The organism is Psychrobacter sp. AT9, from assembly GCF_047272965.1.
GTDB lineage: Bacteria > Pseudomonadota > Gammaproteobacteria > Pseudomonadales > Moraxellaceae > Psychrobacter > Psychrobacter glaciei.
This window is the reverse complement of sequence record NZ_JBKOTW010000001.1, coordinates 2,031,486-2,055,299: the sequence shown is the minus strand read 5'-3', so window position 1 is coordinate 2,055,299 and position 23,814 is coordinate 2,031,486. Positions and strand designations below refer to the sequence as shown.

At 44.2% G+C, this 23,814-nt stretch carries 15 protein-coding genes; 7 read left to right on the top strand and 8 right to left on the bottom strand.

Features of this window, described 5'->3' with window-relative positions:
* Window positions 1-255 precede the first annotated feature (255 nt).
* Window positions 256-1,230, top strand: a complete 975-nt coding sequence (gene ftsY / locus ACMFL8_RS08555; protein WP_227500944.1) for a signal recognition particle-docking protein FtsY — start codon at window positions 256-258, stop codon at window positions 1,228-1,230.
* A gap of 65 nt (window positions 1,231-1,295) precedes the next feature.
* On the top strand, window positions 1,296-1,868 hold the full coding sequence (locus ACMFL8_RS08550; protein WP_413190692.1) for a methylated-DNA--[protein]-cysteine S-methyltransferase: 573 nt from the start codon (window positions 1,296-1,298) through the stop codon (window positions 1,866-1,868).
* 150 nt (window positions 1,869-2,018) lie between these two features.
* On the opposite strand, the gene ACMFL8_RS08545 is transcribed toward ACMFL8_RS08550, so the two are convergent.
* The 5 genes from ACMFL8_RS08545 to ACMFL8_RS08525 all read right to left on the bottom strand — a co-directional run bounded on the left by ACMFL8_RS08545 (window position 2,019) and on the right by ACMFL8_RS08525 (window position 8,569).
* Window positions 2,019-3,233: an ABC transporter permease gene (locus ACMFL8_RS08545; protein ID WP_413190691.1), complete on the bottom strand. Its 1,215-nt coding sequence runs from the start codon at window positions 3,231-3,233 to the stop codon at window positions 2,019-2,021.
* Complete coding sequence (locus ACMFL8_RS08540) at window positions 3,233-4,543, bottom strand: ABC transporter permease (protein WP_010198138.1); 1,311 nt, start codon at window positions 4,541-4,543, stop codon at window positions 3,233-3,235. The genes ACMFL8_RS08545 and ACMFL8_RS08540 overlap by 1 nt, the downstream gene beginning before the upstream one ends.
* Before the next feature lie 3 nt (window positions 4,544-4,546).
* Window positions 4,547-5,746, bottom strand: coding sequence for an HlyD family secretion protein (locus tag ACMFL8_RS08535; protein WP_413190690.1), 1,200 nt, complete (start codon window positions 5,744-5,746; stop codon window positions 4,547-4,549).
* A gap of 85 nt (window positions 5,747-5,831) precedes the next feature.
* Window positions 5,832-6,695, bottom strand: a complete 864-nt coding sequence (locus ACMFL8_RS08530) for a YihY/virulence factor BrkB family protein (protein ID WP_413190689.1) — start codon at window positions 6,693-6,695, stop codon at window positions 5,832-5,834.
* Between the two features lie 158 nt (window positions 6,696-6,853).
* A complete protein-coding gene (locus ACMFL8_RS08525) occupies window positions 6,854-8,569 on the bottom strand; it encodes a TolC family protein (protein ID WP_413190688.1) in 1,716 nt (571 codons plus the stop codon).
* 596 nt (window positions 8,570-9,165) lie between these two features.
* Between ACMFL8_RS08525 and glpK the strand changes: the two genes are divergently transcribed.
* The 5 genes from glpK to ACMFL8_RS08500 all read left to right on the top strand — a co-directional run bounded on the left by glpK (window position 9,166) and on the right by ACMFL8_RS08500 (window position 15,225).
* A complete protein-coding gene (gene glpK, locus ACMFL8_RS08520) occupies window positions 9,166-10,767 on the top strand; it encodes a glycerol kinase GlpK (protein ID WP_413190687.1) in 1,602 nt (533 codons plus the stop codon).
* 263 nt (window positions 10,768-11,030) lie between these two features.
* On the top strand, window positions 11,031-11,543 hold the full coding sequence (locus ACMFL8_RS08515) for a hypothetical protein (RefSeq protein ID WP_189581493.1): 513 nt from the start codon (window positions 11,031-11,033) through the stop codon (window positions 11,541-11,543).
* 172 nt (window positions 11,544-11,715) lie between these two features.
* Window positions 11,716-13,047 carry a hypothetical protein gene (locus tag ACMFL8_RS08510; protein WP_413190686.1) on the top strand — a complete coding sequence of 444 codons (1,332 nt, stop codon included), beginning with the start codon at window positions 11,716-11,718 and terminating at the stop codon, window positions 13,045-13,047.
* Window positions 13,048-13,288: 241 nt separating this feature from the next.
* Complete coding sequence (locus ACMFL8_RS08505) at window positions 13,289-14,317, top strand: endonuclease/exonuclease/phosphatase family protein (protein WP_413190685.1); 1,029 nt, start codon at window positions 13,289-13,291, stop codon at window positions 14,315-14,317.
* 215 nt (window positions 14,318-14,532) lie between these two features.
* The gene (locus ACMFL8_RS08500) at window positions 14,533-15,225 is read left to right on the top strand and encodes a TetR/AcrR family transcriptional regulator (RefSeq protein WP_010198157.1); all 693 of its coding nucleotides are present in this window, start codon (window positions 14,533-14,535) and stop codon (window positions 15,223-15,225) included.
* 113 nt (window positions 15,226-15,338) lie between these two features.
* Here ACMFL8_RS08500 and ACMFL8_RS08495 read toward each other — a convergent pair whose 3' ends face one another.
* The 3 genes from ACMFL8_RS08495 to ACMFL8_RS08485 all read right to left on the bottom strand — a co-directional run bounded on the left by ACMFL8_RS08495 (window position 15,339) and on the right by ACMFL8_RS08485 (window position 23,802).
* Window positions 15,339-16,112, bottom strand: coding sequence for a hypothetical protein (locus ACMFL8_RS08495; RefSeq protein WP_413190684.1), 774 nt, complete (start codon window positions 16,110-16,112; stop codon window positions 15,339-15,341).
* 110 nt (window positions 16,113-16,222) lie between these two features.
* Window positions 16,223-21,586 (bottom strand): hypothetical protein, encoded by a 5,364-nt coding sequence (locus tag ACMFL8_RS08490; RefSeq protein WP_413190683.1) that lies wholly within the window; start codon window positions 21,584-21,586, stop codon window positions 16,223-16,225.
* A gap of 128 nt (window positions 21,587-21,714) precedes the next feature.
* Window positions 21,715-23,802, bottom strand: a complete 2,088-nt coding sequence (locus tag ACMFL8_RS08485; RefSeq protein WP_413190682.1) for a beta strand repeat-containing protein — start codon at window positions 23,800-23,802, stop codon at window positions 21,715-21,717.
* Between the last annotated feature and the right edge of the window lie 12 nt (window positions 23,803-23,814).

Sequence of the window (23,814 nt, the reverse complement as noted above, 5' to 3'; positions counted from 1 at the left end):
AATCAAGAGACGACGACAAACAAAGACGTCTCAAGCGCTCATGCTGCTGAAAGTATCGCTTTAGCCACGCCGATTGTCATGACAGAAGAGCATAACGTACCTAAAAGTTCCTCTGAAAGCTTTTCGCGTGCCAAAGAAACAGAAGCTAGTAGCAAGACCAATACGGCTTCAACGATTCCAACCATGCCATTACAGGAGCAGTTGGGAGATAGTCCGAGTGTGACCCCCGTTGTTAATAGCGATGGGCAAGTTGCCATGCCAAAAGAGCCAGTAGCAGAGACTCAAGAAAGTCAGAAAAAAGGCAGCTGGTTTAATCGGATGAAAACAGGGCTGAGTAAATCACGTAAAAATCTAGCTGAAGGTATGGTCAGTATCCTGATCGGTGGCAAAGAAATCGATGATGAGTTGTTAGAAGAAGTTGAAGATCAGCTACTGGTTGCTGATATTGGTGTCAACGCGACCAACCGTATTATCAAAAGCTTGACTGAGCAGACAGCTCGTGGGGATTTGATTTATTCGCATTCATTGTATAAAGCATTGCAAACGGAATTGGTTGATATCTTAACGCCAAAAGTAGCGCCGTTGGTGGTTGATACCAGCAAAAAACCTTTTGTGATTTTGGTTGTGGGCGTCAATGGGGTCGGTAAAACCACCACCATCGGTAAACTTGCCAAACGCTTACAAGGTGAGGGCAAATCTGTCATGCTGGCTGCTGGTGATACGTTCCGAGCTGCCGCAACCGAACAGCTGCAAATCTGGGGTGAGCGTAATAACATTCCAGTCGTGGCGCAAGGTCATGGCTCAGATAGTGCCTCTGTCATTTTCGATGCCATGCAGTCTGCCAAAGCAAAAAACATTGATGTGCTGATAGCAGATACCGCTGGGCGCTTGCAAAACAAAACGCATCTCATGGCGGAGCTAGAAAAAGTCGTACGTGTCATGCGTAAAGCCGATCCAAGCGCACCGCACGAAGGTATGATTGTCCTCGATGCTGGCACGGGTCAAAATGCCATTAATCAAGTAGAACTCTTTAACAAAGTCGTGCCATTAACGGGTATTACGATTACTAAGTTAGACGGTACTGCTAAAGGTGGTGTGGTCTTTAATATTGCCGAAACCACAGATGTGCCTATCCGTTATATTGGCGTTGGCGAGTCGATTGATGATTTACGCGCCTTTAGTCCAAAACAATTTGTCGCTGCCTTGTTCGAAACCGACGATAAAGAGTAGCGCTCGATAGGTCGTTTTAGCCAACAAACGACTCTTGGGAAAATAATAATTTGAAAGGAATAGTCATGATAGTTACTACAGCAGTTTTTGGATCACATCAATTGACGTTGATTGCGAGTGTCAATGAGCATAGCAGCCCTAAACTGGTTGAAGTCAATTGGCTGCTGGCAGGTAACTCTTGGCACAGCTCAAAATCTATTCCCAAACTTAAAAAGCACTACGGCCTTGTCGATCAGAATTTTACGTTCATTAATAACGATAGCCTAAGCGAAAGTGAGCCTGCCCAAGCATTACTCATAAATGCTATCGAACAATTAAAGGCTTATTTTAAAGGGGATCGTCAGAATTTCGATTTGCCTATAGATGCAAGCTTAGGAACCCATTTTCAGCAACGAGTTTGGCAAGCATTACAAGATATTGGGTATGGCGAGACAATCAGCTATGCAATACTGGCGCAAAATGTAGATAATCCCAAAGGCTTTCGCGCGGTGGCCAATGCTAATAGCAAAAACCCTTTTAGTATTATCGTTCCTTGTCATCGCGTCATTGCTAGCGATGGTAAGCTTGGTGGTTATACGGGCGGGCTAGATAAGAAAGAATATTTGCTAGCGCTTGAAGGCGTCACTTGCAAAAATTAGTTTAAAGCACATGCCTATCACACAAATAAACCCAAAAAAGGCCAAACATTTTAAGTGTTTGGCCTTTTTTATGAATCTGTCCCGTCCTGAAATAAGTCTAAGAAAAACGATTTTATTTATGGATGGAAAAATTGACAATCGGCTGACTTGTTATATCTTTATCGAAACTTTATGAGGCAATTGTCTCTGCGAGGTACGCCAGCGAAACAGCAGTAGTAATGCAAAGTAAAATGCCCACAAGCCTGCGAGTGCATAAAAGCCCATAGCGACTTGAGCGACACTGGCCCCCATTTGATTTAGCTGCACAGAGGTATTGATAGCAGGGGTAGTCGGTACCAGCCAACGTACCAACTGTAGTATCTCAGGGAGTTGGTCGGCAGGCCAAGGGTAGCCACTGATAAAAAATAACGGTAACGAGCTAAAGATTAAAATTTGCATACTGCGCTCACGTTGTCGGAACCACAGTCCCAGCAAGCAACCAAGGGTGGCGACGGTCGGACAAAATAGCAGCAAGAATAACAAACTGCCAGCCATGTTTTGTCCGCGCGGATAATGATGGAGCTCAAACGCCCAGCCATAATAAAAGCAGCCGATGATAAAGCTCAACATGCTGAGTGCACCAATACGTCCTAGCCAGCCACGTATCGTAGTCATGTGGCGGCGCTGCTCATACCAAGTGCCGATCAGCATTGCGGTGGCCATGAGTAACGTCTGCTGCAAGATAATAATGGATACCGCTGGTACCACGTAGGCACCATAACCTTCAGTTTGGTTGTATAAAGGAATAATTTGCAGTGGCACGGCTTGGGTATTTTTGGCAGCGGTGGGCGAATATGCGCCTTGTGCCACGCTTTTTTTCACTTCAATGCCAGCCGATACCGTACTGACCGCTTTTAAAAATCCCAGCTGTACGTTTTTATTCAAGATAAAATAGCCACCATTGCCGAGCACACTCACGCTAGCTGCTTTACCAGACAACACTTGCTGCTCAAGGCCACTTGGGATGACCATATAGCCAGCGATTTGATCCGACCACATGGCCTCGATGGCATCTTGCTCATTAATAAATCGCTGTGTGTTCAGCTGCGGGCTAGCACTAGCATAACGGACAATGGTACGGGATAAGTTGCTATTGTCTTTATCGATAATGCCAACGGGTACGTGATTGACGACTTCAGTAGAATACGGCCATGGATAAAAGAAACCATAAATGATAGGAGCCATAATTAAAAGCAAAACCACGCCTTTATCGGTAAAGATATCTTTGAGAGTCTGTAAAAAACTGCCTAAGAAGCTCTGTGACGATGACGAAGTGGTTGATTCAGCATGTTTTTTTTGTGGCTTGTTTTTTGATAATGGCGACATTAACGTGCTCCCCAACGTTCAGGACGCGCCAATGCGCGCTTGCTTAGTACGGCAGTCAAGCCCATAGCAAGCAAGGTCGCTAGCGTTAGGCCATAAATGATTGGCAAAGATACGGCAACGGGTGCGTGCATCTGTAATTGCGCGATATGTAGTTTTAGATAATGGGTAAGCGGTAGGATGTTCGACCAATGCTGCGCGCTATCACTAATAGCGATATAAGGAAAAGTGACACCTGCAAAAGCGTAAGAAGGCGCAGAAATGAAACCGGTAGCGGATAAGCCCATACGCAATGAAAATGAATTCAAAGTAAAGATGGCTCCTAGCCAAAACGACAGCATCATCAATAGTATCAGCCCGATGTAAGTGACAACCATTGAGGCGAGAGCGACCGTTTGTTGCGGTGTGGCAAGCCATAGTGCCAATGCAGACCATATACTATAAGCAAGCATTGGCCAAAAATATTTGCCCAATAAGCCAAAAATTAAGACGGCAATACTTACTTGCTGATTTTTTTTGAGACTTTCCGATATTTCAGGGTCATCGCTACGTGTTTGCTTATTGTCGAGCGTAGACAGTGCTTCATTATCTATGAGTGCCGTCAAATTGGGACGACCAGTATCAATAAAAGCGTACCAGTGACCGATTCGTTTATCCCGCAACTCACGTCCAATCGTCGTTGCTCCAATGACCATTGCCAAAATATGCAGCAGTGCAGGGATAACAGTGGAGGCCAAAAACTGCTGATAGTCGGTTGCCGCATTAAACAAACTGATGCGCTGAATACTGATCGGCGAGTAAGCAATCGCCGCTTGCGAGGGTGCCATGCCTTGCTTGACCAAACGCTGTATCTCAACGCCTGCGGATAAGGTGGCAGCGACAGACTGAACGCTTTTTTGGATAATCCCAGAGTGTGTACCATACTGAGCATTTACTTGTAAAATCAGTGGCGCTGGCTTATTGGATAAAATATTGCGAGAAAAATCCTCAGGGATAATCACGACTGCATAAATATCTCGTTGCAGGATTGCCGCTTCAGCAGCGGCTGGCGAGCGATAAAGCTGTCTGACGGTAATATCAGGACTGGCCTCTAGATAGCGCACCACGGTATTAGCAACAGGGCTATTGTCTTGATCGATCACCCCAATAGGCAAATTGGTAATTTGCGTTTGCGAAAAAATCCACCAAATCAGCAGTACTGTCGCTAAGGGTATCCAAACCACCATGGCAAAATCCCAAGAATTTTTGGCCAAAAAACGCCGCTCATAGGCGGCACTACGTATAAAAGCTTCGCTAAGCTGAGTTAGGCGCATGGCTTATTCTTGGCTCTGATTAGCAAGGGTTGGATTGATACGGACGATGACACTCATTCCAGATCGAATCCGCGCATCAGGTTTACTTGGTCGCGCCTTGACTTCAAATGTACGCACATCAAAGCCATCATCATTATTGGTGGGTCGCCACGTCGCAAAGTCAGACAATGTAGAGGTTGCGTAGACAGTAAACTGCTTGCTATAGGGTTTGTCTGCTGATGATAACGCGGGAATAGTACCAGTAAACTGCTGACCAATGGCAAACTGGTTCAAATAGGTTTCGGTGACATTTAGTACCACCCATTGATCATTGGTATTGACCAAGGTTAATAGCGGCACACCTTGACCGATGACTTCACCAGCACTGACTATTACATTATCTACGATACCAGCGATAGGGCTTTTTAAGTTGGCTTCTTCTTTTGCAGCTAGTGCCTCATCTAGTTGAGCATCGACTTGCGCCACTTGTGCGGTAGCTGCGGATTTGTCTTCACTACGCGTGCCTTCCATCGCTAAATCGTATTGCAAGCGTGCGGCTTCGGTTTGATCTTGGGTTGCAAGATACTGCGCATAAGCTTCATCGCGTTTTTGTCGCGCCATGAGACCCTCTTCATAGAGTCGATTGACACGCTGATAGGTGTTCTCTGCCAGATCCGAGGCCGCTTTGTTGGCTTGCCATGCAGCCTTTGCTTGCGCAATCTCTTGCGGACGGGCACCATTTTCGGCTTTATCAAGCTGACTTTGTGCCATCTGCTTGCCAGCCTGCGCTTGATTAATCTTTGCGTTAATCTCAGGCGAATCCATTTCAATTAATTGTTGACCAGCCGTCACCTCATCCCCTTCAGTAACCATAATCTGAGCAATACGCCCCGGTACTTTTGCAGCGATGGAGGTTTGCTGCATTTGCATTTGCCCTTGCAGGGTAATGACGTCAGGTTCGCTGCTTTGGTTGCTTTTGTATAAACCATAAGCGATAACGCCCAATGCAATCAGCACGAATAAGACAAGCAGCGCCTTTTTTATCATGGCAGACTTGTCAGATTTAGGATTATCACGATAAGTAGGTGTTGCCTGTTCTGGTTCCACGTCAGGTATGTCTTCTACAGAATCGACTGACGGCTGATCATTATGAGACAGCGTTGACTCATCAGTCGAATCAGTTGATTTGCGTGAGTCGTCTGATTCGTTTGGAAATTCAGTCATGACAGTGAGATTCCTAAAGCAATAAAGTTGAGAGTGAAAGGCTTATAGTACAAGTGCTTTAACCACTAATATCGTTATCCGTTTATTAGTACACTCGAATAGCATAAGGTTTAGAGTTTTCTAAAGTTTCAAAATTAAAAGTAGCACCAAAAGCGACAATAAATGCTGAGTAATAAAGCCACAGCATAATGACTACCGCTGCTGAAAGCGCACCAAACTCAGCGCTATAGTTATTAAAGTTTTGCACATAAATCGAAAATAACACGGACAATAGAATCCAGAGAACAGTAGCTAAGGCAGCACCTGGCACCAGTTTTTTTAGCGCTACGGCGTCACGGTTTGGCGCAAAACGATATAGGCTCAAGAAGCTTAAGAATATAATGCCAGCCAATATCGGCCATCTACTCCAAAGCGCAATGGTCTTAGCGATTTGCGGAAAAGGAAAATAAGCCGCCGCCAAAGGAATAATAGCGATAGAGGAGATGGCTATAATCAAGACCAAAACGGCAGCAAAAGTTAAACTCAGTGCTCGAATGGTGCCTTGTATAAAGCTGCGCTCTTGGGTGATATGAAAGGCAAGATTAACAAGGATAATTAAGGATTTTATGCCTTTGGAGCCTGCATACAGGGCTAGTAGCGTCGATACAATCAAACCAAAAGTCAGTTTTGATGCAGTGTTAGAAGCCAGCTCGCTTAAGCGTGAATTAAGAACCTCATATACAGATTCAGGGATAAACGAACGTAAAAGTGAAATCTGCTCTTGCATTTCAACAGGTGAAAAAGCGAGACCATAAATCAGTACAAACACAGCCATTGCTGGAAAAATAGATAAAAAACCAAAAAAGCCTACGCTCGCGCAATGTGCCCAAACATTAGCGATATTTGCTATACGCCATGTCTGAAGCAGATGCGGCAGCCAATTGGTTACTTTAGAAGTTAATTTTTTCATAAAACGCTTATTCGCAGTAGAGCTAGGGTTAGTAGTATCGTAAGGTCAGTAATAATATAGCCATTAGCCATTAGCCATTAGCCATTAGCCATTAGCCATTTAATTATCATCAATATAAGCGCTTATCAACACGCTCTATTACTCTTCACACGAGATCATCATTCACTATACAAGACAGGTAGCTGAATATCTGCCGCATTAAGATAGGTGCTAAAAGCCAGTGGCGTCCCGCAACTTTGCATGAGGGCGGCAAGCGCTTGCACATAGCTGTTGGCTGCCTGTGCTTGTTCAGTTCGTGCTTTGAGAGACTGCGTTTGGGCTTGTACCACGTCGACCGTCGTATTTACGCCTTCTTGGAGACCCAACTGGCGCAAGCGCAATACTTCTGCTGCCAAGTCAACATTGCTCTGTAATGCTTGATAACGTGACTGGGCATTATTTATATCGTGCCAATTTTTTTCGACCAATAACAATAGATTGTCACTGACTTCAATCTCAGAGAGATCCGCTTGGCGTATTTGCGCGTTGCTTGATGCCAGTGATGCTGTTTTATCGAGTCCACCCCATAGCTTCCAAGTGGCAGAGATACCAGCGACCCAACTGGGGTCTTTTTCGACTTGTCCGTAGCCGTACAGCATAACGGTAGGCTTATAACCCGTATCTGATAACGCATGGAGTTGTTGAGCCTGCGCGCGTTTGGCGGCGACTTTCTGTAACCCTGGATGATTGGCAAGTGCCAAGTCTTGGAAATAACTCACATCAGGTAGCGGGCGACTGGAGACAAACAAAGGCGTCGTTGGTTTAATGCGATAATCGGTACGTAATAGCCGCTGCAAAGCAATCATCGCAAGGCGTGCATCGTTATTTGCATTGACCGATTCGCTTTTGGCATCTGCTAAGGCAGACTGTGCTTCTAGTCTGTCGACGCGTGAAATAAAACCTTCTTCGAACAGACGCTCCGCCATATGATCGGTCTGCTGCAAGGTATCATAAGCGTCTTCACGCAAATAGGCAGCGATAATGGCAAGCTGCGCCTTAAAATAGCGCTCAATTAGGGTGTTATAAAGCTCGTTCTTATCGAGTAGGCTATCCGCGACCGCTTCTTGGGTGCGGGCATCGGACGCGCCTGTTAACGCTGTTGTCCGCCCAGCAGTGTAAATAGGCCAAACAACGCCAATACCTGCGCCCGTCGTTGAGCCTGAACGATTAAAATCATAAGACTCTGGGAGACGCTCACCGACCAATTCACCAAAATTTGGCAAATCTGTGGTTGGTGGAATAGGAGGGATAACCTCATCTACGCTATTATTGATCTCATTAACGATGCCGTTTTTGAGCGATGATAAATCAATGTCTTCTTCCACATGATAGGCACTGGCCGATACGCGGGCAAACACCAGCGGATTGTCTATGGTTTTTAGGGCATCGGTCTGATATTGACTCGCGGCAATGGCGGCTTCATTGGCTGCTAACTTTGGTGAGACTTGCAATAAGATATTTTGCGCCTGCTCAAGACTCAAAAAGCTAGAGACTTCTAAGGGATAACTATTATCAACCGCTTTGTGCGTGATAGGATCGATAAGCGTGGCTAGGCGGCTCTGTTGCTCAACACCTTGGCTATGCATGGTGGTGGATGCAGGGTCATTGATGGCAGTATTATCGCCCACTGACAACGTTGTATCCGTCTGAACAGCCGTCGCAGCGCCAGTTTGTCGTTCATCATTAGCGTCAACGATCTGGGTTACCGTTACTGGTGGCACGTCATTCTGTGACTCAACGTTATCCATGTTAGCGTTTGCTGAGGTAGCGACGGACAGCCCCATGAGCATAACCGTCATCACAGCAGTAGACAGAGTTGATAATGCAAATTTCATAAGTCACATAAGCCATTAATTAGAATGCAAGATTTTTTAAAACAACGCGCGATACTCATCACTTTAGCCGACCACATATTAGCGTCGTTATGCTCTTATTATAGTCAGTTCTATAAAAGCAGGATGTTTTGTCTTACTTTCTCTCGCTTTGCAAATATAAGGGAAAACAAAATACAAAAAACATAACTAAAGTTTTGTCATGCATAATTCGGGTACACTCTAGACACACAACCGTGACGGGTCAAGCCTCAATATCTTGTCGTTGTCTATTGTATAGTCAATCTTGATGTGGTAAAGAAATGGTTTTGGCTTTTATAATAGCATTATTATTGATTAAACTATCAGAACATAACCGTGATCATATCATGAATTTTTCATCTATTAACCAATTGATAATTAAATGATTTTTTGTATTTCATTACTTTGGTTTTACTGCTAATTATTAATAATGAAGGTTATGTTTCGACTATTGATATTATTAACTGGTAGAAATTTAAGTAGGTTAATTTATTTATGAAAACCGCTGAATATAAAAATATGAGAATGATATAAACTATCAATCATAGAATAAATAAGACCAGTAAAGGATATGAGTAATGGCAGGATATATTTTGGCTTTAGATCAAGGCACCACTTCGAGTCGCGCGATATTATACGATGATCATGCGCGTCCGATCAAAATGGTGCAACAGCCAACCACATTACAGACACCCAAAGCGGGCTTTGTGGAGCAAGATGCCCAGCAGATTTGGCAAACTCAAATTAGTTGTGCGCATGACGTCATTAACCAAGCAGGGCTGCTCGCTACCGATGTCACTAGCATCGCCATCACCAATCAGCGTGAGTCTATTGTCATGTGGGACAAGCAAACGGGCAAACCCTTGGCACCTGCGATTATTTGGCAAGACCGCCGTACTGCAAACTACTGCAAAACGCTTGCCGCTGAAAGCGCGGGTGGTGCTCATAGCGGTAGCACGGATGAAGACGATGACATGGCACACGAAGTGCAGCGAATCACCGGTTTACGCTTAGATCCGTATTTTAGTGCCAGTAAAATCGCTTGGCTGCTCGAAAATGACCCCAAGCTTAGCGTACGAGCACACAAAGGCGAGGTGGCAGTCGGCACCATTGATAGTTGGCTGATTTATAAATTGACAGGCGGTGAGCATGTTATTGATGTGACTAATGCTTCTCGTACGCTGTTATATGATATTCATAAACTGGCATGGTCGGAGGAGTTGTGTGCACGTTTTGCTATTCCCATGAATATTTTACCAAAAGTTCTGCCATCCGATGGTGAGTTTGGCAAAACAAAAAAAGGCTTATTTGCCAAGCAAATCCCTATTCAAGCAGTATTAGGCGATCAGCAAGCAGCACTTTTTGGCCAAGGCTGCCTCGATGCTGGCATGGCCAAAAACACCTATGGTACGGGCTGTTTTATGCTGATGAATATCGGTCAACAGCCAAAGCTGAGCGAGCATAAGCTATTAACGACGATAGCGTGGCAACGAAAGACGACAACGCTGCGCCCTGACAACTTATCCTTTGATCAAATTGTGCAGTCTGGCAAGCGTATGCTACAGCCACCCAAAAAAGAAGTCACCTACGCGCTAGAAGGCAGTGTGTTTATGGCAGGGGCAATCGTCCAATGGCTACGTGATAATCTGGGTATGATTCAGCAAAGTGGTGAGGTCGAAAGCTTAGCGCGGCAGGTTGATAGTAGTGAAGATGTGGTGCTGCTCCCTGCATTCACAGGGCTTGGTGCACCTTATTGGCGCTCCGATATTAGTGCCAGTATTACAGGTATGAGCCGCGGCACGACTAAAGCGCATATTGCCCGTGCCGCGTTGGAGGCAGTTGCTTACCAAACGTATGACGTGTTAATCGCTATGCAAAAAGACAGCCCGCACCCCTTAACCGAACTGAGAGTCGATGGCGGTGCTGCCAATAATGATTTGCTCATGCAGTTTCAGGCAGACTTATTAGACGTCCCCGTACTGCGTCCCAGAGACACGGAAATTACTGCCAAAGGTGCAGCGCTCCTTGCTGGTCTAAAGACGGGATTGTACGATGAAGCAACGATGCAATCCTCATGGCAAGTCGATCGAGTATTTGAGCCAAGTATGTCTGCTGATGAACGCGAGCAGCACCTCTATAAATGGCAACGAGCCATCGCAAGGTCGTTAATGCAGATGTAGACAGGGGTTTTTTGCTGAAATTAGCGGCATCATGTGTTTGTGATTACTCAAAGCATAAATCCATCGTACAAAACCTTGAGAAAGATACAGGCTGTAACGCAACACAATCGTAATATGGACACAGTTTACATAATCTATCTATCTGTTCTTGTACATAAATTTCTATAATTTAGATGAATCAAATAAAAAATGACTCAAGCAACATCGCTAATTTCTAGCACTTAATAACTCTAAAATATAACAAATAATTTAAGGATAATATTATGAGTAACCATGACGAAATTGATCGCAGTGAAGTAAAACATATGTCAAAAGAAGCCAAGCAAGACTTGAATGCTGACATTATCACAGGTGAGCCAGGCTCACATCCAGTAGGCACTGGTATTGGTGGTGTAGGTGGGGCAGCTGCAGGTGCGGCAATCGGTACGATGGCAGGACCACTCGGTACGTTAATCGGCGGTGCTATTGGCGCTATCGTTGGTGGCGGTGCAGGTCATGCAGCAGCTGAAGCAATTGATCCAACCCATGAAGAAGCTTACTGGCGTGCCGAACATGCAAACGCTGACTATTATACCGAAGAGCATGACTTTGACCGTGACCTACACCCAGCTTATGCGGTAGGTTATGCTAACCGCGCTCGCTATCCTGCGGACGCTCGCTTTGAAGATCATGAAGCAGATTTGGAGCGTTCATGGCATGAAGTGAAAGGTGAGTCACGCATGGAGTGGAATGAGGCACGTAGAGCATCACAGGATGCATGGAATCGTGTGTCGTAACATTAGCAAATAGAAAACCTCGGCATTTCCGTATTTTTATAGCTGAGTTTTTACTTTTAGTAATTGTAGTTATATTAAAGCCTCTAGAGCATGCTCTAGAGGCTTTTTTGCATGTTGAAACCTTGGTAGTTGTGGTAATCTTAATGATGTCTTAACAACCCATAGAGCTACTATGACTGACTCTTCTTCTGAAACGTATGAGCTTGCCCCTGATATCGCCAGATTTTATCAAGGTAAGTCTTTACAAGGTCAGCCACCCAGTCTTTGGACGTTGGTGTTGTCTCAAGTCACTACTTGGATATTTGCACGGTCGCTCATGAATGCGGCCGTTTTGGGCTTTTTCTATGGTATCGCTGGTACTTTGGCTTATGGGATGTATTATTTTAGTTTTATCACTGGCGCGCATATTGTCGATAGCTTACGATTCAAACATGGTTTCAATAACATACAGACATTCATGCAAGTCAAGTTTGGGGCAACTGGTGAGCATTTTTATAATGCAGTGATTGGTTTTCGATTAGTGAACGAGGTGTTCAGTAACTTACTGGTATTTGGGTTTATCACCACCTTGTTCGTAGGCTTTAATGAGAATTATCTAATACTGATTATAGCGGTTGCTACCTTAATTTATTCTTCGATTGGTGGGCTGCATACGGCGTTAAAGACAGATGTTGCCCAAGCGTTATTGACGATCGTCGCCATTGCTGTTCTGTCGGTTGCTATGTTTGCACATCCCTTGTTTTCTTTCGATGACATTATCAGCTCCTCCAATACCGCTGACAACAAGGGATGGATATTATTGATAGTTGCATTTATCCAAATATGGAGTTATCCCGCTCATGATCCTGTTATGACTGACAGAGGATTTTTAGCAGACAGGGCGACTACCAAAAAGTCATTTTACTATGCTGCTCCTATTTCGATGGCTTGTATCCTTCTGTTTGGTTTGCTAGGTGTATTCGCACAGCTGAACAATGCAGGAGGTGCCACTGAAGTGACGCAAACGCTCAATACGCTATTCTCGCCAGCGGTAATGATGTTGTTTAGTTTCGCCTTAATTATTTCAGCCATATCAACATTAGATTCTACGTATGCCAGTGCCGCAAAATTGATAGCCATTGATATGAAACTGGTAAAGCCAACTGTTAGAAATGGCAGACTAATCATGCTAGGATTTTTGCTGGCAGGCTTGGCCTTCATTGCAACTGGTAGCAAAGACCTGTTTGATGCGGTGGCTATTAGTGGTACGGCTTCCTTGTTTTTAGCACCTGTCGTGTTTTTTAGTATTTGGTCAAGTTGGGAAGTCAAACCTTGGGCCATTATAGTGAGCTTTGTATCAGCGCTCATGGCAGGTATTATTTACATGCTAGAAAACGGTGGCTATATCACAGTGATGGCATCAGTGTTTGGCGCAGAGCACAAATACGTGCAGCTGTTGATATTATGTGTCATGGCTTCTATGATTGGTAGTATCGCCTTTGTATTGGCTCGCAAACGAATGTGATTAGCCAATCTGTTAAACAGCTAACTACGTACAGATGTAACATGCATATAAATATTTAGTGTTATGACTTTGATGGAGCGAGTATTCGCTACATTATCAGTTGATCGATTTTTTGAGTTTTAAGTAGCAGGATAAAGCAATACGAAACACTACAGATTTAGTACGGGCGGTCTATTATCATGAACAAGTTGCGTTGTTTATTCATAATAATGCATACTATTCAAATAGCACTAGGATTTTTATGACTTACTCTGCCAATAAAGGTATTGATAAACAATTTTATATCGCCACTGCTAATTTACTAAATTTTGCCAATCCCAATCGTACTTACTATGAAAATGCTGAGCCATATAGCAATAAAGAGTATGAAAATAAACTGCGTGGTATCAGCGATTTATTAGCAAAAGCCCATGCCGACATCATTGCCGTACAAGAAGTATGGGACAGTGAGGCGTTAGAAGCGCTGGCGGTATCGTTAGGATTTAAGCCTGAACATGTGGTTATTCCGCTGGCAAGCAATGATAGTGCGAGCCCTTATACTCAAGGTAGAGGGGCGCAAAATACCCCTGCAGTGGGAATTATTAGTCGCTTTGAGCAGCTAGAGACAACTTTATTAGAAGAGGTGGCACCAAAGGCGGTGATTGATATTCCTGATATCGGTCCTTATAAACGCTTTAATCGCCCACCGTTGGTATTGCGAGTCAATGCATTCGGGCAACCGATTACTATTATTACGGCTCATCTTAAAAGCAAGCGCGCTTTTTTCTTACGTGATGAAGCTGGCAATTTGCTAGAAGATATGGATGACCCCAATATTCGTATTCGTGCCAAACTTCGTAGCTTATGTATGCGGGCAGCAGAAGCGGCCTCCATCCGTATGTTTATTATCGAACGCTTAAAGCATACTCGCGAGCCTTTAATCTTACTCGGTGATATGAACGATGTCACGGGTAGTGTGACCACGCAATTGATGACTGAAACTGGCGAAGTGAATTATGACAAAAGCATGCGTGATGTTGCCTTGTTTGATGCCGCTCGTGTCCAAGCGCGTTATGGCTGGATGAAAGATGTAGCGTATACCCATATCTATCAAGGTATGCCAGAAGTGATTGATCAGTTGTTTGTTTCAGAAGAATTCTTGCCTGATAGCAAGTTTGCGCTTGGTCAAGTTGAACGAGTTGACTATTTTAATGACCATTTAAAGTGGGATTATGCCGATAGAGTCATCGATCATGGTATTATAAGGGCGAAAATAAAACTTCATGATTAAGCCTATTATGTTGTTAATTGATACATTCTTTTTTAACCCATGCATGTCCCTTGCTTGATAGTGTACAAGCGTTTATGATGCCTCTTCATTGAGTATAGAGCGGTAATATTAGCCCGTATTACCAACTAACGAACAGTCTTTCTTAGATTTAGAATGAATACTGTCCAATGAAGACCATATTTATAAAGATAGGGCACAACATTAAGAGATTTATAATGAGCGAAAACAAAGACGAAAAGATTGAAGATGTGTTGGTAGACTCGGAACTGGCAAAAAAACTGGTACCGAATAAATTCAAGTTCACCAGTCAGCAAGGCCGTGCACGCCGTCAGAAACTTTTGGCTGGTGCCAAAAAGTTGAGCGAAACACAAGCTATTAATGATATTACTTTGGCTGCTGTATGTGAAGAAGCCGGCATTCCAAGAGCCTCTGCTTATCATTTCTTCCCTAATATCGAAGCAATATTTTTAGCATTACGCTTTTTGAATGCAATCGAAATATTAGAAATAGTAGAAACGGTCGATATCGGTAATTATGACAGATGGCAGGGTTATTTGACGGCACTTATCGATAAGTGTGTGACGATATTCCATAACGATAAAACCAAAGCCAAGCTCGTTTATGACACCAATACACCTGATTTTGAAGGCGATAGTTTTGGTGAAGATATTGATCATCAGATTGTTGATTTGGTTTATAAACGTTTGTCAGAGCGTTATGAGATGCCGAGTTTCCACGATATTCAAGACACGCTATTGATCGCCTATAGTATTGTAAATGCTATCTTTACCTTATCTTATCGCCGTCATCAAAGCATTACCAATGAGTATATTCAAGAAGCGAACACCGCATTTATTGCTTACTTGCGTTGCTACCTACCAGAAAAACTACCACGTAAGAATCGCTAGTCTTTCTGCAATTTAGCCATTTTGATGACACGCCCTAAGTAAATAAAAAAATCCGACATCATATGTCGGATTTTTTGTGTCTACTGTCTTTGCTCATTATGGTTATGATTGGTCTAACGGATCGGCGTTAATACTTGCCCACGGCAAATATCAGTACTCGTATCTAAAGGCGCATATCGCTCATAATAGCTGACGATTAGATTCTGCAAAGCAACGTTGGTTTGCGAATCATTGGCATTCACATAGGCTTCACGCGCTTGCTCTAGCCAACGGTCTGCCATGCGAAAGTGGCTGCCTGACTCGCGCCAGCCTCGCTCGCATTGATTGGTCGCTGCCCAGATGAGAGAAACCTCACTGAACGCCAGTTCACGTGGTGCTGAAGTAATACCGTCACTATCTTTTAGGGCGCTTAGGGTTGCCCACAGATCGGGTCGCATCAAGGCTGAGTTGGAGGGAATGTCTTGATGCAGGCTGATGTCTTGTATCGTATCATTCTTTAGCGCGTGTAGTATGGTTTCTGCAAACTGTGCTGCTTGTAGCCCAGCAGTTGAGCGACTATTCATGCTGTCTTGATGGATGGCATAGGTCAGCCAAGCTTGCGCTTTATAAGCAAAGTATTGCTGACGTGCGCTCATACTTTTTCGCTGATACTCTTTTAATTGTGTCAGCATACACTGCATAGCACGTTGATGTGTGCTTTGATATTTATAAGCAGGCGTTTTGCTTTGCAATTCACTATCACAATAGTCATTGGCTTGTAGAGTGGTAGCTTGAGTATTGCTGTCTGCTGCCACTGCTGATGACGCAGTTGCCAGTAGTAATACTGCTGAGAGCGCAGTATAGATAGGCTGTTTGTAAGTTATTGCTTTAATCGCAGAGTACAACATAATACTGACCTTATATTAAGGTAATAAGTGTGGATATTTACTCTTATTAAGACTGACTTTATGAGTCACTAACCGATGGATAATAGCAAAGTAACGTTGTAACATTTAAATTATAACGTAGAATTACTGGTCAGACGTTTGTTTTTGCGTGGGTCTTCACGTTTGAATAAGTCTTCATCAAACTTAAAGCGCAGTCTAAAGTAAGCACCTTCTTGAGTGCTATCATCATAAGCGATGTCTTCATCTTCAAAACCCATAAAGTTGTAGCCGAGTGATAACCAAAGGTTGGTCATTGGGCTATAGCCCACTTCGGCACCCAGCATATAAGACATATCATCCGCTTGTTTATTCCAATAAGTACCTGCTTGTAAGCCAATATCCCAGCGCTCGCTAATGTCATATAAGCCGCGTGCATAGACAGCATGAGCTGTGTTATCGCTTACGATATCGTCAGCATCATATTCTGTATACTTACCCGCATAACGACCTGATAGCGTTAATGGGCGAGTCGGATGGTAATTGCCGCTCCATGACCAAACAATCGCATCCTTTTGATAAGGATCGTCACCAGTCGCGTTGTCATCTAGACGATACTCAAGCTTGGCAAGCATATCGAGCTGATTGCTATCATAATCACGATAAGCAGCGCCAAGCTGGAAACGGTTGATGGTGCGATGACCATCGTTGTAATCTACTTTTGAGTAGATGTCTTTTGCTAATAAAGTAATATCATCGGTATAACGATAAGCGATGCCCGCGCTGCCGAGAAGGGTATCACTGGTGTCGCCCCAACGTTTTTCTAAACGCCCTGAAGCTTTGTAGTTTTCTTTGGCTAGGTACTCAACACCGACACCCGCTGCGGTTGCCGTGCTATCTTCGTCACCTTCTAAAGACTCGACGCGCTCAAATAGTGTGCTTAAGGTCAGACCTTCTTGGACATACCATTTGTTTTTTAGACCGATAGCTGCTTCTGCTTCGCGTGCACTGATTGCATCACGCATACGGTATTCACTGTAAACCTTACCGTCTTTCATATAAGTGGCATCGAATCCCACGACCGTACGCTGACGCTCATCAGAATCATCTAGGCCGTAGCTACCTGACAAACTATTAATCAAGTCATGACGGGCGTATAAGCGACCTAAGCTACCCAGTGGCGTCTCGCCGCCGATAGAGGTGGCATTACGTTCGCTATTGTCAATATCTTGCTCATATTCGGCAAACACTAACGAGTTGTTCAGCTTCGGCAAACGTGCTGTCAGACGGGCGCGGGCAGTCGTCCCTTCGATATCTTTGTCAGCGTTACTGACGCCATTGAGTGCTGATTGATTGATGATGTCATCGTTGAATATTGTGTCATCGGTGACATCTAGCACATCAGTGGCTGCTTGGGTATTACGTGAGGCGGCAGTCGCATCTTGCTTGTAGTAGCGCACCCCAATCTCGCCAACGATATTCTGACTTAGACGCTGTTCAATGCTTGCTTCTACACCTTCGCGATTGGCTTCGGTCGTATGATCTTCAGTACGTACGCCCTCAAATTTAAGTGCGGTTTGCTTGTTGTTTAATGTATGAGTAACTTCAACACCAGATTCAGTGCGACCAGCTGTCTGCGGTGAGGCGCCAGTGACAAAGCCTTCGTCTGTGTCGTTATAATAAGCTTTGGCACGGGTGTTTTTCTTGTTATTAAAGTCAAGCTCGATACGTAGTGCGTCGCCTTCGACATCGTTACCTTCTAAAAGATCGGCATTAATCTGATTGCTTGGCTGAAAGTTTGGGTTTTCAGCTTTGTTCATCGCGTATTCGGCAACCAACTTTAGCTTATCGCTAAATTTGATAACGCTGTTGACACTGGCCAGCTCTTCTTTATTAAGTGGATCGTCACTATTGACATAGCTACCACCGATAGCCACTTTAGCATTCAGTTGTTGCTTGGCAGCGATACCGCCGACCAAGTATTTTTCACCACCTTCATCGACTTCTACAGTGACTCGTAGATAAATAGGGTTGCCATCAATATCTTGGCTAGCGATAGGGGCTTTTAAAAATAGGCTGCGGCTAATAGGATCAATTTCATAATCTGCAAAGCGGGTAAGGGTTTCACGATTGACGATCAAACCTGGGTTGTTCGCATCGCGAGTAATAACCTCGATTGTTTCTGAGTTCTCTAATACGGCGTCAAAGTTTTCAGCCAATGGATAAGGACCTGAGATACCCAAACCACGAGTTTCATTAACGCGCTGACTGGTGCTGGTCTCGGCTATAAAGGCAGTAACACGAGTATTGTTGTCTTCATACTGTGCTTTTACACCCGTCAACGTACGGTTGTACTGACCAAGTTTGATGCCTTCATCGTTATCGATTTGAGTTTTTAAATCACCATACATGGCAAATGAGCGGCCTTTATCTACTCGAACATAAAGCTTGCTGGTAGATTGGGCATCAAAACCTTTGGCTGATGAATCGCCATAGACGGGATAGTATTCGCCTGGATCGATATCACGGAATAGGCGCTCGCCTTTTTTATCACTATCATAAGCGAGAGTTAGCAGATAGTCACCGCGTACTTTGCCTTTGAGGAACATCGCAGCACGACCAGATGCCGTATAGTCATCGTTACCAGCAAAATCATTAAGCTCTTGCTCAAATGCACCTTGAGCATCAGTAATACTGCCGCCATCAAAATCTTTGAGTGAAATAGCGCCTTCTACGATACCAACAGCAATGAGAGGGCGTAGTTTAGCAGTGAACTGTAGCGGAATCACTTGCTTGCTACTACCGGTATCAATAATCAGCTCACCCTTACCTGGTACACTCGGGGCGATGACTGAAACCAACAGCTCGCCACCATCAATGATAACCTGAGTACCGGCTTGGTCTTTGCTGCTGTCTTTCAAATTGATACGACCGATATTAGTATCAAGCGTAAGAGAAGTAGTACCAATATAGGGGCGATTGTCACGATCTTTTAGACTAATGACTATCTGGTATTCGCTCACGCCATCAGCAGGCACTAGCTGTTCTTGAGTACGATAATTAATAGCTTGCAAACTATCAGGCGTCAATACTTTGATGGTTTGCTCAGAGATGACTTTGCCATTTACGTCAGTAGCAACACCGCGCAGGGTATTGTTTCCGCGTTGTAAGTCAACAGCATAGTAATCAAAAGCAGTCACATTTTGCTTTTCTTGCTCAGCCGTTTTTCCGATTTGCTGCTCTGAGACCGCTTTACCATTGGCATAAAGGGTAAAAATAGAGCCTAAAGGTGCTTGGACCTGTACCATTTGCTTATAAGTACTGAGCTGCTGACCTTCGCTTAGGTTGATAAAGGCGACATCATTATTAGCCACTTCTTTCAAGTATTCTTCTAGCTCTTTTTCTACTGGTGGCGCTACCGTGGTAACGGCCATATCGATACGATTGGCTGCTGGATTGACCATTTCATTGATGATAGCAGAGTCACAGTTATTACCAAGGTCTAAGTCGCCATTGACGTTACAGCCACTGGCTTCTACATTGTCATCGTAGTCACGATTGTAATCAGGGTCTAGAGTTAGCTCAGTTTTTACGGCTTGCTCAAGGGTATCATTCTTAGCGCTCACAGATTTGCTACGAGCAATAAGCTCTGCATTCAAGCGTTCCGTGCTATCGCCCATACCACCAACGATAGCAAAATCGGCACGATGTAATTCGCCATATTTTAAGTCAACGAAACGGCTACCCGCATCACCCGCATTACGATTGCTTTGGGTAACCAGTTCGGTTTCTCTAGGTATGGTAGTGCGATCAACTTTTAGCACGTGAGTCTTGGCACTAACGCCATAAAAATTATACTTACCTTCAGGATCGGTCACGATAAAGTTACCGTTTTCCATATAAATGCGCACGCCTGCGACGCCAAGCTCGCCATCTTCTTTTTGTTGGATACCATCACGGTTGATGTCGTGATAAACCTTACCGATGATGATGCCATCTGTATTCATGACACCGCGTTCGACTTCGATCTGCCACTGTGCTTCTCTAGAAACTATAGTGGTGGCTTGAGCCGTTTCGCTGTTACGAGCTTGTGCGGTAGCGCGGTTGATACCGTCACCACCTAATGCTGAAGCACCTACTAGCACGCGATAAGTGATCTCTCTAGTTTCGCGAGCCTCTAAGTTACCTAGGTTCAGGACTTGGTATTTGCCTTCTGCTTTGAACTCAGTGGTCTGTGGTTGATTGACATTGATAGTCGTCGTAGGAGTAACGCGAGCGCTACCTGCTACATAGTCAAAACCACGGGGTAATGCATCTTTTAGCTGTACGTCATAAGCGGTGAAATCACTATTATTTTCAACGTTAATAGTATAGCTAACATAATCACCAAGCTCAGCGCTCTTTGTTTCGCTCTCTTTGGTGACGACTAAGGTTGGATTGTCATCAATGATATTGATTTGTGTATCTAAGTCTAAGTAATCAATATATACGAGAACGTTGTCGATATTCGTGTTAGAACCATCGTCCGGTAATGGCTCAGACCCAGTATCGACAAAAGGATTGATACAAGCTTCTAAATTAGCAGTCAGAGTATCGTTTGCCAAAGTCTGGATGATCTTGTCATTGATAGCGTTGGCATTGTTTTGCGTTGGTGCGGACAGCTGATATTTACCCGTGTTATTACCTGTCTCTATTCCTCTAAGCGAGTAAGTATCGCCTGTTTTTGAGGACTTTATGGTAATCCATACTTGATCTGGCTTATCAGATTGAACGTTGCATTGGGCATAGCTGGCATTGATATAGACGTTTTCATCAATTTGAGAGGTGGTTTTATTTTTATCAAACTTAGGCGTAGTAAATTTTATTTCAGGCTCGACGATAACGAGCTTGTCAGTAACGTTAGCAGTTATTGAGGGATCTTCTAGAACGATAGCACCAATCTGAATCTCGGCAGTATCATCAGTTTTACCGTTAGGATCCGACAAGGCTTGTACGATAAGCTGAATGCTTTCATTGTGCCCAAGCATGATCTGAGTGCTCAAGTTGTCAAAGATAACTTCTCTGTCAGTACTATCTACGATGCCGTTTTTATTTAAATCTTGATAAACTTTTAAATTAGAAAGGGTTGGCGATATATTTAATGTCAGCTCAACCGTTTGATTGCTGTAGCTGGTATTGCTTAAGACATTGACCCAATTGACCAAAGTATTGGGTATGACTGTCTGTACTGCCTGCTTCGTTAGATCAATACCAAACTCAGGAAGTGCAGACGCTTTGACTTGTACTTGGTTAGAGGTGCTACTCAAACCGACACTATTATCGGCATTGACGTTATAGCTAGCATTTGCAATATTATTGATGATTTGCAGGTTAGGGTTTGAGGCATCAGCTGCCATCGCGATATTCGATTGCATAAGCAACATTGCCAATGACAGCGCAGAGATCTTCGCTGTACACAATGCGGTACGATTAGACGGTGTCATAATTGATAGAGTCATAAGTCGCTTATCCAATAAAACATAAAGGGGCTGGGGTGGTAACGCTCTAGCTTGGCTAATTAAAATCGATTAGGTCAAGCTAGAGCGTTGATCTATAAACCTCTTACAAGGCTTATAGATTATAAAAATTAACGAGCGTTTTTAATCTTAATTCTAAAGGTCAAGGTGCCAACGCCCTGAGGAACTAGGGTATAGTTGCTACCAAGAACCGCAGTACTACTAGTACTAGCTGTACCTGCAGTAGATGAGGTAGTAGCAGAAGTAGCAGGTGAACCAGCTACTAAATCTGCACCAGCTGAGAAGTTAGATAACAAATCCGAGATGGTTAGAGCGTTAAGGTTGAAACCTAATGCCGCTGAAGACGTGTTAGTTGCCTGAATACGATAAATGACACACTGATCAGGGGTTGCATTAATAGCAGTTTGAACAAACGCCCCTGCAGCAACCGTACCTGAACAAGTCGTATCTAAGGCTTGAGCCTTCACTAACGTTAAGCCTCTGACATTAGTCGTGTCAGTCACTGAAGTAGCAGCAGGTGCATTAGTACCAGCAGGGGTCAAAGTTACGATAGTCGTTTCAGTGCTACCGACAGCAGCAGCATCATCAGTAGTTGCAGGAGTAGTGACATTGCCTGAAGACACATTATAGTTAATCGCTAGTACGCCACCAGGTGCAATACCACCGGGTAATGTAGTTGTGTTGAGAGTGTAAGTATTACCATTAGCAACAGTAGGTTGAATGGTTGTGGTAACAGGTGTTCCACCACCAGGCGGCGTATAAGTCACACTGATAGGACCAACAACAGGTCTGACAGCCGTATTCAAGCCACCATCAGCAATAGTGAAAGTCAATGGGTTAGTATTGGTACCTTCAGTATCTTGACCGTTGTTGGTAATGGTAGTTGTCTGTGTGGCTTGACCAGCAGTACCTGAAGCAGGGGCAATCTCTCTAGTCGATGGCGCACCTAATACAACTGCTCGTCTAGTGAAGTTAGTCACACCAGCGGTATCTACACCAGCGCCATTCGCTTGATCAGCAGCAGGAGGAACTCTAGTAACATCTATAGCGTTATTTGTACTATCTAGAATGTCATAGTTAGTACCAACTACAGGAGTAGCAGGTAACGTACCGACTGGACCGACGAACTTATCGTAGACTTCTACGTTGTTAGTTACTGAACTATTAGCAGCTGCATACTGAGTTTTATCAACATTAACCGTGAAAGTAATCGTGCGACTTGCGCCAACGGCTAAGTCTGCTACGGCAACATCAATAGCTCGTCGACCATTGATAGTAGAAATCGTAGCGGTACCAGGACCACCAGTTACGGTCACGTCTGATGCTGCGCCGTTAGGCAAACTTAAACCTGCAGGAAGAACATCTCTGATAACAATATCAGTCGCAGCAGCACTATAGTCAGTAGTCGCGTTAGTCACTACGATACTATAGTTGATCTGCGGGTTAGCCACTGTCAGATCGACAGTACTAGTCGCAGCTTTTGCGATTCTAAAGGTAGGCAATCTAACGATAGTTTGGTTTTCGTTAACCAATGTCGCACTAGCTGGAGCATTATTTGTGAAGAAAGTACTCGTCGCAGTTAATGTGCCCACACCTTTGTCATTACCATTACGAGCGGCTGGCGTAGCTGATGCATAGCTTAAATTAGCTCTAGTACCTGGCTGTAGTCTAATAGTACCACCATTAGTTATGTTACCTGTCTGTGATTGACCATTTAAAGCGGTGACTTGAGCAGGAGTTAAAGCAGTACCATCTGCTTGTACAATAGTAAACGTAACAGGCGCAGTACCTAAAGCATAGTCTGGAGAAGCCGTTACTAGTGGTGAGTCATTACCTGTGGTATTAACGGTATAAGTATCCGTCACGTTACCCGTGTTGGTTAAAGCATGAGTAAAGTTAGTCGTACCACCTGGCGTAGCAGTCTGATTGGTAGCAGTATCGTTACCAATGCTACCATCATCAACAGTCGATATGAGTGCAAAGTTAGCCGTTTCACTAACGTTGACAGTTACAGTATTGGACGCCACGTTTGGCTGAGCGATACCAGCAACGCTATAGCTGGCAGTCGCTTGGTTATTAATAGGTGCAGCACCTGAAGTAGCAGCGTTAGCAGGGGTCGCAGCGTTAGCAGTAGTGATACCCATTGCCGCCACAACACCAACAGCTAGTACTGAATATTTAAAAGAATTTGGTTTCATGCGGTAGATCTC

Coding starts and splice junctions, on each gene's coding strand:
- ftsY (WP_227500944.1), top strand. CDS start 256: ATGCCAAAAGAGCCAGTAGCAGAGACTCAAGAAAGTCAGAAAAAAGGC.
- ACMFL8_RS08550 (WP_413190692.1), top strand. CDS start 1,296: ATGATAGTTACTACAGCAGTTTTTGGATCACATCAATTGACGTTGATT.
- ACMFL8_RS08545 (WP_413190691.1), bottom strand. CDS start 3,233: ATGTCGCCATTATCAAAAAACAAGCCACAAAAAAAACATGCTGAATCA.
- ACMFL8_RS08540 (WP_010198138.1), bottom strand. CDS start 4,543: ATGCGCCTAACTCAGCTTAGCGAAGCTTTTATACGTAGTGCCGCCTAT.
- ACMFL8_RS08535 (WP_413190690.1), bottom strand. CDS start 5,746: ATGACTGAATTTCCAAACGAATCAGACGACTCACGCAAATCAACTGAT.
- ACMFL8_RS08530 (WP_413190689.1), bottom strand. CDS start 6,695: ATGAAAAAATTAACTTCTAAAGTAACCAATTGGCTGCCGCATCTGCTT.
- ACMFL8_RS08525 (WP_413190688.1), bottom strand. CDS start 8,569: ATGAAATTTGCATTATCAACTCTGTCTACTGCTGTGATGACGGTTATG.
- glpK (WP_413190687.1), top strand. CDS start 9,166: ATGGCAGGATATATTTTGGCTTTAGATCAAGGCACCACTTCGAGTCGC.
- ACMFL8_RS08515 (WP_189581493.1), top strand. CDS start 11,031: ATGAGTAACCATGACGAAATTGATCGCAGTGAAGTAAAACATATGTCA.
- ACMFL8_RS08510 (WP_413190686.1), top strand. CDS start 11,716: ATGACTGACTCTTCTTCTGAAACGTATGAGCTTGCCCCTGATATCGCC.
- ACMFL8_RS08505 (WP_413190685.1), top strand. CDS start 13,289: ATGACTTACTCTGCCAATAAAGGTATTGATAAACAATTTTATATCGCC.
- ACMFL8_RS08500 (WP_010198157.1), top strand. CDS start 14,533: ATGAGCGAAAACAAAGACGAAAAGATTGAAGATGTGTTGGTAGACTCG.
- ACMFL8_RS08495 (WP_413190684.1), bottom strand. CDS start 16,112: ATGTTGTACTCTGCGATTAAAGCAATAACTTACAAACAGCCTATCTAT.
- ACMFL8_RS08490 (WP_413190683.1), bottom strand. CDS start 21,586: ATGACTCTATCAATTATGACACCGTCTAATCGTACCGCATTGTGTACA.
- ACMFL8_RS08485 (WP_413190682.1), bottom strand. CDS start 23,802: ATGAAACCAAATTCTTTTAAATATTCAGTACTAGCTGTTGGTGTTGTG.